A 14,418-nucleotide genomic window follows, 5' to 3' on the forward strand; every position below is an offset into this window, starting at 1 on the left:
ATGTCTCAAGTGATCAGAAAAGCGGCGGCTGTTGGGGGTGGTGTCATTGGCGGCGGCTGGATTGCCCGTTTCTTGCTCGCTGGCATTGATGTCAGTGTGTTTGATCCACATCCGGAAGCCCAGCGCATTGTTGGCGAAGTGCTGGACAATGCGCGGCGCGCCTATCGCCGCATGGTGCAGGCACCTCTACCGGAAGAGGGCACGCTGACCTTCTGCGCGACGTTGGACGCCGCCGTTACAGGTGCAGACTACATTCAGGAAAGTGTGCCTGAACGGCTGGACCTGAAGCATAAGACGCTGGCCGCCATCGAAGCGGCGGCGCCGCGAGACGCGCTGATCGGTTCATCCACGTCCGGCTTCAAACCCTCCGAGCTTCAACAGGGGCTGAGAACGCCGGATCGTGTCTTCGTGGCCCACCCGTTCAATCCGGTCTATCTGGTGCCGCTGGTCGAATTGGTCGGGTCTCCTGCCACTGGAGAGACGACGCTGGAGCGGGCTGATGCCATGTTACGCCCCACGGGGCTGCATCCGGTGCGTATCCGCAAGGAGATCGAGGCGCATATCGGTGATCGCCTTCTGGAAGCCGTCTGGCGTGAAGGCTTGTGGCTGATCAACGACGGCATCGCTACGACGCAGGAAATCGACGATGTCATCCGCTACAGCTTCGGGCTTCGCTGGGCACAGATGGGCCTGTTCGAGACCTATCGTATTGCCGGTGGCGAAGCGGGCATGAAGCATTTCATCGAGCAATTTGGCCCGGCGCTGCAATGGCCATGGACCAAGCTGATGGATGTGCCGGAGTTGACCGACGAACTGGTGGAGCGCATTGCCAGCCAGTCGGACATGCAGTCTGGGCATCATTCGATCCGGGATCTGGAACGTATTCGCGACGACAATCTGGTTGGTATTCTGCAAGCCCTCAAGGGCAATCGCTGGGGGCTGGGGAAACGCTGCGCGAGATGGAAGACAGTTTCTATGCGGCGGCACGGTCCAAAGGCGACAGCACGAGAGCGGCTGTTGATCAGGCGGCACCGTTGGAGTTGCATCAGGCACAGGTTCAGGGCGATTGGCTGGATTACAATGGCCATATGACCGAGCATCGTTATTTGCAGGTTTTCGGCGATGCAACCGATGCCTTCCTCGGCTTTCTGGGCATGGATGAGGCTTACCTGGCGCGCGGGCTTTCGGTTTACACGGTGGAAAGCCATCTGCGGCATTTGGCCGAAACCCCGGCCAACACAAAGCTGTTTGTCCGCACCCGTCTTCTGGGCGCAGATGCCAAGCGGATGCGTATTCATCATGAGATGACAAATGACGCCGGAGAGGTGCAGGCAACGGCCGAGCACATGCTGATGTCGGTCGATACGAAGGCGGGCAAGGTTTGTCGACTGGAAGAGCCGATGGCCGCTCATCTGGCTGGTTTGGCCAAGGCGCAGCATTCTCTGGCTTCGCCGGACCATGCCGGACGTCCCATCCGGGATATTGGCTGGGGCCTTGAGCCAACCGCGTAAGCAACCATACGTGATGAACACCGGGCCTGTTACTCAGGGCAGGCCCGGGGCGGTATGCCGCTGTGCCAATTACGTTTGCCAAGAGGATGATGTCCCATGTGCCGCCGACCTGACGATCCTGCACAGACCTTGCCGGATAACCTGGCCAACGGGCGCATCACCGATCCGCAAGTTCTTCGGTTCATTGCCGATACGGAGGCAGCCTATCCGGCGGCAGTCAATCAGGCAGGGCCGGAGGAAAACCGGCGCATTTATGAGGCCATGTGTGCCAGATTTCGCACGCCCCGCCCGGACGGCCTTGAGGTGTTGGACGAGCAGGTCGGGTCTGTACCCATTCGCCGCTACCGCGTGGCTCCGCAGGATGCTGCGAGACCTTTCATTCTCTTCTGTCACGGCGGAGGCTTTGTTGTTGGCTCGCTCGACAGTCATGACGATATCTGCGCTGAGTTGGCTGTCTCCACGGGCTGCGAGGTTGTTGCGCTCGCCTATCGGCTGGCACCAGAGCATCGTTATCCGGCGCAACTTGAGGATGTCTCCAGCATTTGGCAAAACCTGTCTGGACAGGGGCGCTCTGGCATCCTGGTGGGAGACAGCGCGGGCGGCACCTTGTCGGCGGCACTTTGCTTGCGATTGAAACGCCTGAGACACGCGATGCCTGTCGGACTGGCCCTGATTTATCCCTCGCTCGGCAGTGACGGATCCCTTGGTTCGTTCGTGGAAAATGCTGAGGCGCCACTGCTGCGAACAGAGGATGTCAGGCACTATGGCACGGTGCTGGGCCCGCGGCCCTTGCAACCCGATCCAGAGCGAGATCCGCTTGTGGCCGCAACCTTGCAAGGTCTGCCACCCACATTGATCCTCACCGCAGATATAGACCCATTGCGCGATGAGGGGCTTTTCTTTGCAAAGCGGCTGGCGGCTGATGGCGTCAAGGTCACATGCCGCAACGAGGCGCAACTGGTTCACGGCTATCTCCGTGCCCGCCACACCTCACACAAAGCCCGCAACAGCTTTGCTTTTCTGAAGCAGTGGCTGTACGCCTGCGCGACCTCGTCTGGCACGGGTCAATCGACAGGGTAAGTCCTGGTGCTTGCTGCGGGCGGAGCCGGGGGGCTGCTCGTTGCGTGTCCATCAAGCCTCGGGCGGCTGAGAGCAGTCTGAGCCTCCAGGAAGCATTCGCGGAAGCGGGTGGCGACGGCGGAGAGTGTGCTGATTGGCAGGTGAGCAATGCACAGACCAATCTTGAAGTTGAGAAGATCCGGGCGAAGAGCGCGCATGTCGTCGCGTTCCACCCAGCGGGCGGCATAGTGTTTGGGCAGAAAACTGACGAACCGCCCACTCAGGATCAAATGCGCGATGGCTTCCATGGAATAGGCCGTTGCGCCGGGTGGCTTGGCGAACAGCGTGTGATAGGCCGTTGAAATCACATAGCCGCGTTTGGCATAGGTGAGTGCGGCAATTCGCTCGAGACCGAGTTGATCCCCGCGCGCGTTAAACAGAGGGTGACGGGCGCCGCAATAAAGTGTCTGTTCCTCGTGAAAAAGCTGTTGCAGCTGTACGGCGGCATTCACCGGCTGATTGGCCATCAGGGCAATTTCGATCTGCCGGTTCAGCAGGGCATTTTCGAGTTGGTTGGGCGTCAGAACATTGACGCTCACATGCACATCCGGATAGCGCTCGTTGAAGATGGCAATTGCATCAGCCAGCGCGCACATCGGGTTTTCGACAAAGGCGTCGATGGCACCAACGCGCAATTCCCCCACCAGACGCCCCTTCAACGCTCCGAGTTCGGCCCGAAAGCTTTCCAGTGCGGCAAGGCATTTCAGTGTTTCGGCAAAGATCAACTGGCCGTGCTCGGTAAGGGCAAAGCCTGACCGGCCGCGTCGACATAAAGACACGCCAAGCCGCGTTTCCAGTGCCGACATTTGCGCGCTGATGGTGGAGCGCGACAGACCAAGTGCAGATTGCGCATTGGTGAAGCCGCCATTCTCGACCACGGCCCGAAAGATCCGCAGTTGTCGCAGGTCGACATCACTCAAAGGCGGAACGTGGGGAGCCATATAGGTTGATCTTTTCGGACGTTTAGTTTGCAACGTCGAGACTATTGGACGTGAAGGCCTGTGGCAAGCTGATCTCAGTGATCACCAGTCTTGGAGCTTCTCATGTCGTCCGACGTCTCAGCTACCCCTCGCAAGGATGCGCGTTTTCAGCCAATTTCGGGCATGGATCTGCCGCGCTATGCCGGTCCCGCCACCTTCATGCGTCTGCCGCTTGTCGGTCTGGACGATGACCTGATCAAGGATGTCGACATCGGTTTCATCGGGGTGCCCTGGGATGGTGGCACCACCAACCGTCCGGGCACGCGCCATGGTCCGCGCCAGTTGCGCGATTTGTCGACCATGATCCGCCTGATGCATCCTGCCACCGGCTTGAAGCCTTTCGAGATGTTCAATTGCGCCGATCTTGGCGATACGCCCGTTAATCCTGCCGATCTGGGGGATTCTGCTTGAGCGCATCACCAAGTTCTATCAGACGGTCGCGGCCAAGAAGATCATCCCGATGAGCGCTGGTGGCGACCATCTCGTCTCCTATCCGATCCTCAAGTCGCTGGCGGCCAACGGTCCCGTTGGCATGATCCACTTCGATGCTCACACGGATCTCTTCGACAGCTATTTCGGTGGTTTCAAATACACCCACGGCACACCATTCCGGCGCGCGATTGAGGATGGTTACCTGGATCCCAAGCGCACCGTCCAGATCGGCATTCGCGGCACCATGTACGATGATAGCGACATCGTCTGGGGCGAAGAGCAGGGGGTGCGCATCATCCGCATCGAGGAACTGGATGCGCGCGGAATCGACGATGTGATGGAAGAAGCCCGCAGTATTGTCGGCGAGGCTGAAACCTATGTGACTTTCGACATCGACAGCATTGATCCGGCTTTCACACCTGGCACAGGCACTCCGGAGATTGGCGGTTTTACCACCCGCGAAGCACAGCAGATGGTGCGCAAACTGGCAGGGCTCAACCTGATCGGCGCGGATCTGGTGGAAGTGGCTCCCCCTTTTGATCCTTCGGGCGGAACGGCCTGAGTCGGTGTGTCGATCATGTTCGAATTGTTGTGTGTGCTCGCCCAATCGCCTTTGGCACAAAAGATGCAATCGTCAACGACAGCATAACAAAGACAAAAACCAGACAGAGGGTAGTCAATTTATGGAAAATGAACGGAAAATCGCCAAAACGACGCTGCTTTCACTGGCAGCAGGGGCGTTGGCGTCCCTGACGCTTTGTGCGCCTGCATTTGCGGCTGACAGCCTTAAAATCGGGCTGTCGACGTGGGTTGGCTACGGCCCGCTTTACATCGCGCAGGACAAGGGGTTCTTCAAGGATGAAGGTCTGGACGTGGAACTGGTCAAGATGGAAGATGTCAAGACCCGTATGCCGGCACTCATCGCGGGGCGTTTGGATGCGGCTGTCACCACCGTTGACACAGTTTTGGGCTTTACCTCACAAAAGCGTCCGCTGACGTATCTCTTTGCCATTGATGACAGCCGCGGTGGTGACGGCATTGTCGCCCGCAATTCGATCAAGTCGATGAAGGATCTCAAGGGCAAGACAGTGGCCTACACCAAGGGGTCCGTTTCCGGTTTCTTCCTTGGGGTGTTGTTGAAGCGGGCTGGTATGTCGTTTGACGACGTTCACTCGCTCAACATGACGGCTGGCGATGCCGGAGCCGCCTTTGTGGCGGGCAAGGTAGACGCGGCTGTAACGTGGGAACCCTGGTTGAGCCGTGGCAAGGCAGCCAAGGATGGCCACGTGCTGATCGATAGCAAGCAGGCCCCCGGCCTCATCACTGACATCATGGTGACCAGCAAGAAGTCTCTCGACAAGAAGAAGAAAGACTTCGAAGCGCTCTACCGCGCGTGGACGAAGGCTGTTGCCTCGGCAGAAGACTCATGAGAGCGAAGCCGACAAGATCATGGCCAAGGGCGTTGGTGGCTGGTTGAAGGACCCGAAGGCCTTCGCTGAGAGTCGTCAGGGCATTGCGTTCTATGATGGCGACATGAACAAGAGTTTCATGGATCCAGCCAACAAGAAGGGCATTTCCGCAACGATCATGGACGCGGAGCAACTGGGCAAGGATACGGGGCTTTATGATGTATCAATGGCTCCCGGCGACATGATTGCATCCGGGATCGTTCAGTGAGTGGGCGTGTGACCGGTATGCGAACAAGATCGCTCCTGTCACCAAAGGTCGAGATAGCGCGCAGTGCCTATCTCGGCCTGAGCGCCGCCTCGGTGTTGGTGGTGCTTGGTGGCTGGTGCCTGCTCACTTACGGCCATCTGACGTCACCGGATTTTCTTGCCTCTCCCGGCGCGGTTCTGGTGGCAGGCTATGAGCGGATTCGGGATCTCTCGCTGTTCACCAACATGGCGGCATCGCTCTCGGTCATCCTGACCGGCTTTGCCCTTGCCTCGGTGTTCGCGGTGCCGCTCGGCATTCTCATGGGCAGCTTTCGCAGTGTGCAGGCGGTGGTCGAGCCGATCACCGGCTTCATGCGCTACATTCCCGTTTCAGCGCTGATCCCGCTGCTCATCCTGTGGATTGGCATCGGCATGGAACAGAAGGTTGCGGTGATCTTCTTGGGCACCTTCTTTCAGCAGTTGATCCTGATCTCCGACGTGTCCTCCCGCGTCAGCAAGGATCTGATCGACAGCGCCTATACGCTGGGGGCAGGGCGACGGCACGTTATAACCCATATTCTGGTGCCAGCCTGCATGCCGGGTGTGATCGACAATTTGCGCGTCACCATGGGCTGGGCCTGGACCTATCTGGTGGTCGCCGAACTTGTCGCAGCCGACAGCGGCCTTGGCTACATGATCCTCAACGCCATGCGCGGGCTTTTCACCGATGTCATTCTGCTTGGCGTTCTCACCATCGGCCTTTTGGGGTTGATCACCGATTTCATCTTCAAATGGTTGCGCCACAGGCTTTTGCCCTGGGCCACCAACTACTAAGGGAGATCTTTCTTGAGCCTTCTTTCCCTTCAAGACGTCACCATGCGCTTTACGCCCAAGGGCAAACCCTCGGTCACCGCGCTGGATGATGTCTCGTTGACGGTCAAGGACGACACCTTCTCCGTCATCGTTGGCCCATCGGGGTGCGGCAAGTCCACGCTCTTACGGCTGGCAGCCGGTCTGGAGCAGCCGACTTCGGGACGTATGATGCTGGATGGCAATCTGATCGACGGTCCGTCCGCGGACCGCGGCATGGTGTTCCAGAGTTATACGCTTTATCCGTGGTTGACGGTGCGCAAGAACATCATGTTCGGACCGCGCCTGAGAAAGCTTCCCCGAGCGGAGTGCGAGCGGATCGCCGATGATCTGATTCAGGCCGTGCGGCTCGATGGATTTGCCGATGCATATCCCAAGGAATTGTCCGGCGGTATGCGGCAGCGCGTGGCACTTGCGCGTGCATTGGCGAATGATCCGGCCATCCTGTTGATGGACGAGCCTTTCGGTGCCTTGGACAGTCAGACCCGCCAACTCATGCAGGAACTCCTGCTGGAGATCTGGCAGCAGCGACGTAAGACGGTGCTCTTCATTACCCACGACATCGACGAGGCTATCCTGCTCGGCGATGAAGTGCATGTGATGAGTGCGCGACCCGGACGCATCAAGGAAAGTCTGACGATCGACATTGAGCGGCCGCGCGGCATGCAAACGCTGACCACGCCAAAGTTCATGGAGTACAAGCGCCATATCCTGTCTCTCTTGCATGATGAGGCGGTGTTGTCGCAGGTGGCGTGAGGGTGCAGGCCTTCGGTCATGCGATATCTGGCGGGTGACAGTCCCTTTAGCTCTTTTGTCGCAGAAGGGGCGTCACACCGCTTGCGTGTGGCGCAGCGCAGGTTTGGAACAGCCCCGCTCGTCGTGATTTTTTGTCGCAAGCGCCGCCAGATTTGCAAACGAGAGAAAGAATTCTTTTCGGCAGGATGTCAGATCCACGACAAAAGTTTTCATGTGCAAAGTTTTTTGTGAGGCTACGCGCATAAGCATTTCAAATCATGTGGCTTTATCCACAATGAAGAGGGGGCTGATTTCCGTGTAAATCGTCGGGTTTATCAAGGTTTCACAAAAACCTGCGGTTCTACCGGTTTGAGCCGCTTGACTTGAACTCTCAGCCGCCGTAAATCAGCGCCACTTCGCGGTTACGCAAAACACGAAGCAAGCGGGTGTAGCTCAGTTGGTTAGAGTGCCGGCCTGTCACGCCGGAGGTCGCGGGTTCGAGTCCCGTCACTCGCGCCACTTCTTCGTAAAACGAAGATGTGTCGCTTCTAGAATGTGCCGTAAAGATTGCGGGTGTAGCTCAGTTGGTTAGAGTGCCGGCCTGTCACGCCGGAGGTCGCGGGTTCGAGTCCCGTCACTCGCGCCACTTCTGCTCGGAAACGAGTAAGGTGGCGCAATATATACCGTTAAGTTGCGGGTGTAGCTCAGTTGGTTAGAGTGCCGGCCTGTCACGCCGGAGGTCGCGGGTTCGAGTCCCGTCACTCGCGCCACTTAACGATGAATCGAACACATCTTTCTGATCAGTATTGAACGAATGGCCTTTCAAAGGTCAGACAGGCCTGTCTGCTCACCGCAGCGCAGGCTTTTTTGCGTTCGGTGGTTTTAAAGAGTGCGGTCGCCCATGCGCTTGCTCCTCCGGGACCTGAGGTCCTTCGCTCGTTTGCGGTCGACCGCACGAAATGCGGCATACCGGTGCCCCTGTCAGAACTCCCAAGCTGCGCAAGATGACCATGTGATTTGTCAGTTTGGACAATCGTCTTCAAAGATCCGTCTCGCACCTGTGATATCCCGCAAGGTCTTTGCAGCAAATGGTGTTTCTGACCTCAAGAACATTGTTTCGCGATCTTGCTATGAGTTTAAAACTCCCCTAGCGTCATGAATGTGAGGGGGAGGCTGACTCGCAAGGGACACTTGTGCGAGCGAGCGGAAATTCTGGATCCGGTAGACCGCCAGAGTGCGAAGCCCGTCTTTTGAAGGGCGGGTGATGTTGTTACGAAACATGAGTAAATATCTCATGTTATTGATCTATTTGCGTCAATTTGATTCGAAAAACCGCCATTTCCCGGCCACATGGGGAAAAATAAAGTGACTGTAAAAATTTTGTTTGTAAGGAAAGATACGGAATTTGGCCGTTTGTGGCTTGGGGAGGGCCTTGAGCGGTCGAATTGATGGTTAAGGGGGCTGGTAAGGGCCTTGCGTTGCCTGATTGTGTGGGCTAATCGTGCCTTCGCATACTGGCTTCCACGGCCAACAGGTCCTATAACTTAAGAAGACTTCTGCTTCTGGAGAGGGCCTATAAGGTTGACGCATTCGAGCGCGTCGCCTGTGAATGCAAGGACGCGAAAGACATGGAAGAATTATTGCGGGATTATGCCCCGATCGTCGTCTTCATCGGCATCTCGCTGGTGATTGGCCTCGCTCTGCTTATCTCTCCGTTTCTGCTGGCATATCGCAATCCCGATCCCGAAAAGCTGTCGCCTTACGAATGTGGGTTCAACCCCTTCGATGATGCGCGCATGAAGTTCGATATTCGCTTCTATCTGGTGGCGATCCTCTTCATTATTTTCGATCTCGAAGCGGCTTTTTTGTTCCCTGGGCGGTGCGCATGGGTGAACTCGGCTGGTACGGTTTCTGGTCGATGATGGTGTTCCTTGTGGTGCTGACCATCGGCTTTGTCTACGAATGGAAAAAGGGAGCGCTGGAATGGGATTGAGCACGACCAACAGTCCTCTCATTACGGAAAAGCCTCAGGGCATCATTGATCCGGCCACAGGCAAGCCTGTTGGCGCCAATGATCCGTTCTTCATCCAGGTGAATGACGAATTGGCCGACAAAGGCTTTCTGGTCACCTCGACGGACAATCTGATTCAGTGGGCCCGAACCGGTTCACTGATGTGGATGACCTTCGGGTTGGCGTGTTGCGCCGTCGAGATGATGCAGATGTCGATGCCGCATTACGACTGCGAGCGCTTCGGGTTTGCACCGCGCGGTTCTCCGCGCCAGTCGGACGTGATGATCGTTGCCGGCACGCTGACCAACAAGATGGCGCCGGCTTTGCGCAAGGTCTACGACCAGATGCCAGAGCCGCGGTATGTCATCTCGATGGGCTCCTGTGCCAATGGCGGCGGGTATTACCACTATTCCTATTCGGTTGTGCGTGGGTGCGACCGTGTTGTTCCGGTCGATATTTATGTTCCTGGCTGTCCTCCGACAGCAGAAGCGCTGCTCTATGGCGTGCTGATGTTGCAGAAGAAGATCCGCCGCACGGGGACCATCGAACGCTGATTGCTGCAAGGGATCGTCTGGATCCCGAGGCTCCCATGGAGTGAGGTCGAAGAGTATGGACGAAACGCTGAAGGAACTTGCCGAACACATTGAAGGCGCGCTGGCCGAGAAGCTGGCGTCCTGGTCGGTTGCCTATGGCGAATTGACACTTGTGACCACGGTTGCCGACGTCATTGATGTCATTCGCTTCCTGCGTGACAACAGTTCCTGCAAGTTCGTGAACCTGACAGACCTGTGTGGCGTTGACTGGCCATCGCGCGACAAACGCTTTGATGTCGTCTACCATTTCCTGTCTCCGGTTCAAAACTTGCGCGTTCGCGTCAAGCTGGAAACCGATGCCAACACGCCGGTGCCTTCACTGACGCAACTCTTTCCCGCTGCTCAGTGGTTTGAGCGAGAAGCCTACGACATGTATGGCATCCTGTTCTCCGGCCATCCGGATCTGCGCCGTCTGTTGACAGACTACGGCTTTGACGGCCATCCGCTGCGCAAGGACTTTCCTCTGACCGGCTTCGTTGAAGTGCGTTACGACGACGAAAAGAAGCGGGTTGTCTATGAACCCGTGCGCCTCAATCAGGAATTCCGCAACTTCGATTATCTCTCACCGTGGGAGGGCACAGATTATGTGCTTCCTGGCGATGAGAAGGCAAGCTGAGGAGAGGGCATGTCGAAAGAATTGACTGGCCGTTGCCTTTGCGGATCTCTCCGCTTCTCGGCCACGCCGGAAAATATGGACATGAGAGCATGTCATTGCTCCATGTGTCGCACATGGTCCGGTGGAGCATACATGGCCGTCGGCTGTGGCGACAGCGTCCGTTTCGAGGGTGAGACAACGCTCGGTGTCTATGCCTCTTCCAGCTATGGTGAGCGGGTATTTTGTACGGCGTGCGGGTCTTCGCTCATGTGGCGTTCAAAAGATGGCTCTTACAGCTCTGTTTCGATTCAATCTTTCGACACTCCCCCCGCTTTCAAATTCGCATCCGAAATTTTCATCGACGAGAAGCCGGATACCTACGAATTTGCCAATCAGACTCTCAAGATGACCGGCGCTGAGGTGTTCGCCCTCCATGCGCCCAAGCAGGACCCTCATCATGGCTGAGGCTCAGGTACGAAATTTCAATATCAACTTCGGTCCGCAGCACCCAGCGGCACACGGCGTGTTGCGTCTGGTGCTGGAGTTGGATGGCGAGGTGGTCACACGCGTTGATCCGCATATCGGCCTGCTGCACCGTGGCACCGAAAAGCTGATCGAGTACAAGACCTACCTTCAGGCTGTGCCGTATTTTGATCGTCTCGATTATGTCGCGCCGATGAACCAGGAGCATGCCTTTGCTCTTGCTGTTGAGCGTCTTCTGGGCGTCGAAGTGCCGCGTCGGGGTCAGTTGATCCGCGTGTTGTTCTCGGAAGTCGGGCGTATCCTCAACCATCTGCTCAATGTGACGACGCAGGCGATGGATGTCGGTGCGCTGACGCCGCCCCTTTGGGGCTTTGAGCCGCGTGAAGAACTGATGATCTTCTATGAGCGAGCTTGTGGTGCGCGTCTCCATGCGGCTTATGTCCGTCCGGGCGGTGTGCATCAGGATTTGCCGCCAGAACTGCTCGATGACATGTGGGATTTCTGTGATCCTTTCATCAAGCGTCTGGATGACATCGAGAGCCTTCTGACTGGCAACCGCATCTTCAAGCAGCGTAATGCCGATATTGGCGTGGTGACCCTTGATGAGTGCATGGCGCACGGTTTCTCGGGTGTTCTGGTGCGCAGTGCCGGTGCTCCGTGGGATTTGCGCAAATCGCAGCCCTACGAGTGTTATGACGAACTGGACTTCGATATTCCGGTTGGCAAGAACGGCGATTGCTATGATCGCTATCTGATCCGTGTCGAGGAGATGCGGCAGTCGATCAAGATCATGAAGCAGTGCCTGGAGCTTCTGTCGAAGGAAACCGGCCCGATTTCGTCGCTGGACGGCAAGATCGTGCCGCCAAAGCGTGGCGAAATGAAGCGCTCGATGGAAGCCTTGATCCATCACTTCAAGCTTTACACAGAAGGTTACCATGTGCCCGAGGGCGAGGTGTATGCCTGTGTGGAAGCGCCCAAGGGCGAGTTCGGCGTCTACCTTGTTTCCGACGGCACCAACAAGCCGTATCGCTGCAAGATCAAGGCACCGGGGTTTGCGCATCTTCAGGCGATGGACTTCCTGTGCACCGGTCACCAGCTTGCCGATGTGTCGGCCATCCTGGGATCTTTGGATATTGTGTTCGGGGAGGTCGACCGCTAACGCGGGCGCCTTGCCGATTTGAAGGGCTCACGGAGTGATTTTTCTCCTGCGGCCTCACTGATGAAACGGGGATAACACCATGGCGGTTCGCAGACTTGCCGCGGAACAACCTGAAAGCTTCGCGTTCACCGAGGAAAACCTCGTCTGGGCACGCAAGGTAATCGAGCGCTATCCGGCAGGACGTCAGCGCTCGGCGGTGATTCCGCTTTTGTGGCGCGCTCAGGAACAGAACGACGGCTGGGTGTGTGAACCCGCTATCCGGTATGTAGCTGATCTTCTGGACATGGAAAAAATCCGCGTCCTGGAAGTGGCGACCTTCTACACGATGTTCCAGCTTCAGCCGGTGGGCAAAAAGGCGCACATTCAGGTGTGTGGCTCGACGCCTTGCATGTTACGTGGCTCGGAAGAGCTGTTGAATATCTGCAAGTCGCGCTTGGCAAAGCACATGCATGAGATCTCCGAAGACGGCGATTTCTCCTGGGAAGAGGTTGAGTGTCTTGGCGCCTGCGTCAATGCACCGATGGTTCAGATCTTTAAGGATACCTACGAAGATCTGACAGGCGACACCTTCAACAAGCTGATCGACGATATTGCGGCTGGCCGGGAAGTGACGCCAGTGCCCGCAAAACGGTCGCCGTTTCGCTATGGCCGCAGGCGGTCAGACATCCTTGACGGAAATCGACGACGATACCAAGGGTGGCGATCCGCTGCCGCAGATCATTGATGGCTCCGAGCCGACATCGCGGGTGTTTGCCGGCGAGTCTATCAATGGTGGCGGCAACGATTTCGAAGGCCCGAGCTATCCGGCCGAAGACGCCGTGCAAAAGGTTCGCGAAGCATTCAAGGCGCAGCAGGCAGCGGATGCTGCGGCTGCCGCCGATGAAAAGAAGGCGTAAGGGGAAGACATGCTGAAGGATCAGGATCGTATCTTCACCAATATCTACGGGCTGCATGATTGGGGCCTGAAGGGCGCCATGAAGCGCGGCCATTGGGATAACACCAAAGCGCTGCTCGACAAGGGCCCGGAATGGGTCGTTGACGAAATGAAGGCCTCTGGTCTGCGTGGGCGCGGTGGCGCTGGCTTCCCGACCGGTCTCAAGTGGTCGTTCATGCCCAAGAAGTCAGACGGTCGTCCGTCTTACCTCGTGGTCAACGCCGATGAGTCCGAGATTGGAACCTGTAAGGATCGCGAGATCCTGCGTCATGATCCTCACACATTGGTTGAGGGGTGCTTGATTGCCGGTTTCGCTATGGGTGCGATTGCTGCCTACATCTACGTGCGCGGCGAATTTATCCGTGAGCGTGAACGTTTGCAGACGGCCATCGACCAGGCTTATGACGCCGGTCTTCTGGGTAAAAACAACAAGAACGGCTATGATTTCGACATCTACGTTCACCACGGCGCAGGTGCTTACATCTGCGGCGAGGAAACGGCGCTTCTGGAAAGCCTTGAAGGCAAGAAGGGTCAGCCACGCCTGAAGCCGCCGTTCCCGGCCGGTGCAGGTGTTTATGGTGCGCCGACCACGGTGAACAACGTTGAATCGATTGCCGTTGCCCCGACCATCCTGCGCCGTGGCGCAAGCTGGTTTGCCGGTCTTGGCCGCCCGAAGAATGCAGGCACCAAACTCTTCTGCGTGTCTGGTCACGTTGAACAGCCTGCGACCTTTGAAGAAGAGCTCGGGTTGCCATTTTCCGACATCATCGAAAAGCATTGCGGTGGCATCCGCGGGGGCTGGGACAATCTTCTTGCTGTCATTCCGGGCGGCGCATCCGTGCCTGTTCTGACGGCGGAAGAAGTGCGCGACGTGCCGATGGACTACGACGGGCTAAAAGATCTTGGCTCCGGTCTTGGCACTGCCGCCGTCATGGTGATGGACAAGAACACGGACATCATCAAGGCGATTGCCCGCATCAGCTACTTCTTCAAGCATGAGAGCTGCGGCCAGTGTACGCCATGCCGTGAAGGCACCGGCTGGATGTGGCGTGTGATGGAACGGATGGTGAAGGGCGAAAGCTCGTATGAAGAAATCGATATGCTCTTCAACGTCACCAAGCAGGTGGAAGGGCACACGATCTGTGCGCTCGGCGATGCAGCCTCCTGGCCGATCCAGGGGTTGATCCGCCGCTTCCGTCCGGTGATCGAGCAGCGGATTGACGATTACGTTGCCAAGACACGCAAGCCCACCATGGTGGCTGCGGAATAGATTTTGATCGGACCACCCGGACGTGCTGTTCGGTTGGTCACGTCGTTCTGGTGTCAGCCGGACGACGACGT

13 protein-coding genes, 3 tRNA genes and 3 pseudogenes are annotated in these 14,418 nt (G+C 57.3%); 18 read left to right on the plus strand and 1 reads right to left on the minus strand.

The genetic code is table 11. The annotated features are described in order from the left end of the window. Both AC0L7U_RS00525 and AC0L7U_RS00530 read left to right on the plus strand, forming a co-directional pair. Window positions 1-1,511 (plus strand): annotated as a pseudogene (locus AC0L7U_RS00525) (carnitine 3-dehydrogenase). Between the two features lie 96 nt (window positions 1,512-1,607). Next, on the plus strand, window positions 1,608-2,591 hold the full coding sequence (locus tag AC0L7U_RS00530; protein ID WP_473692962.1) for an alpha/beta hydrolase: 984 nt from the start codon (window positions 1,608-1,610) through the stop codon (window positions 2,589-2,591). Here the strand turns inward: AC0L7U_RS00530 and AC0L7U_RS00535 are convergent. After that, window positions 2,576-3,571, minus strand: a complete 996-nt coding sequence (locus tag AC0L7U_RS00535) for a LysR family transcriptional regulator (protein ID WP_473692964.1) — start codon at window positions 3,569-3,571, stop codon at window positions 2,576-2,578. The genes AC0L7U_RS00530 and AC0L7U_RS00535 overlap by 16 nt on opposite strands. 102 nt (window positions 3,572-3,673) lie before the next feature. Here AC0L7U_RS00535 and speB point away from each other — a divergent pair. The 16 genes and pseudogenes from speB to nuoF form a co-directional block, all read left to right on the plus strand. Further along, window positions 3,674-4,601 (plus strand): annotated as a pseudogene (gene speB, locus AC0L7U_RS00540) (agmatinase); the annotation flags it as partial. Window positions 4,602-4,725: 124 nt separating this feature from the next. Continuing rightward, window positions 4,726-5,472: an ABC transporter substrate-binding protein gene (locus tag AC0L7U_RS00545; RefSeq protein ID WP_473692966.1), complete on the plus strand. Its 747-nt coding sequence runs from the start codon at window positions 4,726-4,728 to the stop codon at window positions 5,470-5,472. Then, window positions 5,450-5,719, plus strand: a complete 270-nt coding sequence (locus AC0L7U_RS00550; protein ID WP_473692968.1) for a hypothetical protein — start codon at window positions 5,450-5,452, stop codon at window positions 5,717-5,719. Before AC0L7U_RS00545 ends, AC0L7U_RS00550 begins: the two co-directional genes overlap by 23 nt. 17 nt (window positions 5,720-5,736) lie before the next feature. After that, window positions 5,737-6,531 (plus strand): ABC transporter permease, encoded by a 795-nt coding sequence (locus tag AC0L7U_RS00555; RefSeq protein WP_473692970.1) that lies wholly within the window; start codon window positions 5,737-5,739, stop codon window positions 6,529-6,531. A 12-nt stretch (window positions 6,532-6,543) separates the two neighbouring features. Continuing rightward, a complete protein-coding gene (locus AC0L7U_RS00560) occupies window positions 6,544-7,323 on the plus strand; it encodes an ABC transporter ATP-binding protein (protein ID WP_473692972.1) in 780 nt (259 codons plus the stop codon). Between the two features lie 421 nt (window positions 7,324-7,744). Further along, window positions 7,745-7,821: transfer RNA gene (locus tag AC0L7U_RS00565), tRNA-Asp, on the plus strand. Window positions 7,822-7,871: 50 nt separating this feature from the next. Then, a tRNA-Asp gene (locus AC0L7U_RS00570) sits at window positions 7,872-7,948 on the plus strand. Window positions 7,949-7,995: 47 nt separating this feature from the next. Then, window positions 7,996-8,072, plus strand: a tRNA-Asp gene (locus tag AC0L7U_RS00575). Window positions 8,073-8,930: 858 nt separating this feature from the next. Then, window positions 8,931-9,295, plus strand: a pseudogene (locus AC0L7U_RS00580) (NADH-quinone oxidoreductase subunit A). After that, window positions 9,286-9,867, plus strand: coding sequence for a NuoB/complex I 20 kDa subunit family protein (locus AC0L7U_RS00585; protein WP_473692974.1), 582 nt, complete (start codon window positions 9,286-9,288; stop codon window positions 9,865-9,867). The pseudogene AC0L7U_RS00580 and the gene AC0L7U_RS00585 overlap by 10 nt, the downstream one beginning before the upstream one ends. Before the next feature lie 55 nt (window positions 9,868-9,922). Next, entirely contained in the window at window positions 9,923-10,522 is a 600-nt protein-coding gene (locus AC0L7U_RS00590) for an NADH-quinone oxidoreductase subunit C (RefSeq protein ID WP_473692976.1), read from the plus strand. 81 nt (window positions 10,523-10,603) lie between these two features. After that, complete coding sequence (locus AC0L7U_RS00595) at window positions 10,604-10,966, plus strand: GFA family protein (protein ID WP_473695589.1); 363 nt, start codon at window positions 10,604-10,606, stop codon at window positions 10,964-10,966. Then, complete coding sequence (locus AC0L7U_RS00600) at window positions 10,959-12,143, plus strand: NADH-quinone oxidoreductase subunit D (protein ID WP_473692978.1); 1,185 nt, start codon at window positions 10,959-10,961, stop codon at window positions 12,141-12,143. Before AC0L7U_RS00595 ends, AC0L7U_RS00600 begins: the two co-directional genes overlap by 8 nt. A 79-nt stretch (window positions 12,144-12,222) precedes the next feature. After that, a complete protein-coding gene (gene nuoE, locus AC0L7U_RS00605; RefSeq protein WP_473692979.1) occupies window positions 12,223-12,867 on the plus strand; it encodes an NADH-quinone oxidoreductase subunit NuoE in 645 nt (214 codons plus the stop codon). Then, window positions 12,812-13,039, plus strand: a complete 228-nt coding sequence (locus AC0L7U_RS00610; protein ID WP_473692980.1) for a hypothetical protein — start codon at window positions 12,812-12,814, stop codon at window positions 13,037-13,039. The genes nuoE and AC0L7U_RS00610 overlap by 56 nt, the downstream gene beginning before the upstream one ends. A 9-nt stretch (window positions 13,040-13,048) precedes the next feature. Further along, the gene (gene nuoF, locus AC0L7U_RS00615) at window positions 13,049-14,347 is read left to right on the plus strand and encodes an NADH-quinone oxidoreductase subunit NuoF (protein WP_473692982.1); all 1,299 of its coding nucleotides are present in this window, start codon (window positions 13,049-13,051) and stop codon (window positions 14,345-14,347) included. The last annotated feature ends 71 nt before the right edge of the window (window positions 14,348-14,418 follow it).

Source organism: Roseibium sp. 10G30-5, assembly GCF_055809635.1.

Bases quoted from the DNA above. Each gene is read 5' to 3' on its own strand.
- AC0L7U_RS00530 (WP_473692962.1), top strand. From the start codon at position 1,608: ATGTGCCGCCGACCTGACGATCCTGCACAGACCTTGCCGGATAACCTG.
- AC0L7U_RS00535 (WP_473692964.1), bottom strand. From the start codon at position 3,571: ATGGCTCCCCACGTTCCGCCTTTGAGTGATGTCGACCTGCGACAACTG.
- AC0L7U_RS00545 (WP_473692966.1), top strand. From the start codon at position 4,726: ATGGAAAATGAACGGAAAATCGCCAAAACGACGCTGCTTTCACTGGCA.
- AC0L7U_RS00555 (WP_473692970.1), top strand. From the start codon at position 5,737: ATGCGAACAAGATCGCTCCTGTCACCAAAGGTCGAGATAGCGCGCAGT.
- AC0L7U_RS00585 (WP_473692974.1), top strand. From the start codon at position 9,286: ATGGGATTGAGCACGACCAACAGTCCTCTCATTACGGAAAAGCCTCAG.
- AC0L7U_RS00590 (WP_473692976.1), top strand. From the start codon at position 9,923: ATGGACGAAACGCTGAAGGAACTTGCCGAACACATTGAAGGCGCGCTG.
- AC0L7U_RS00595 (WP_473695589.1), top strand. From the start codon at position 10,604: ATGAGAGCATGTCATTGCTCCATGTGTCGCACATGGTCCGGTGGAGCA.
- AC0L7U_RS00600 (WP_473692978.1), top strand. From the start codon at position 10,959: ATGGCTGAGGCTCAGGTACGAAATTTCAATATCAACTTCGGTCCGCAG.
- nuoE (WP_473692979.1), top strand. From the start codon at position 12,223: ATGGCGGTTCGCAGACTTGCCGCGGAACAACCTGAAAGCTTCGCGTTC.
- nuoF (WP_473692982.1), top strand. From the start codon at position 13,049: ATGCTGAAGGATCAGGATCGTATCTTCACCAATATCTACGGGCTGCAT.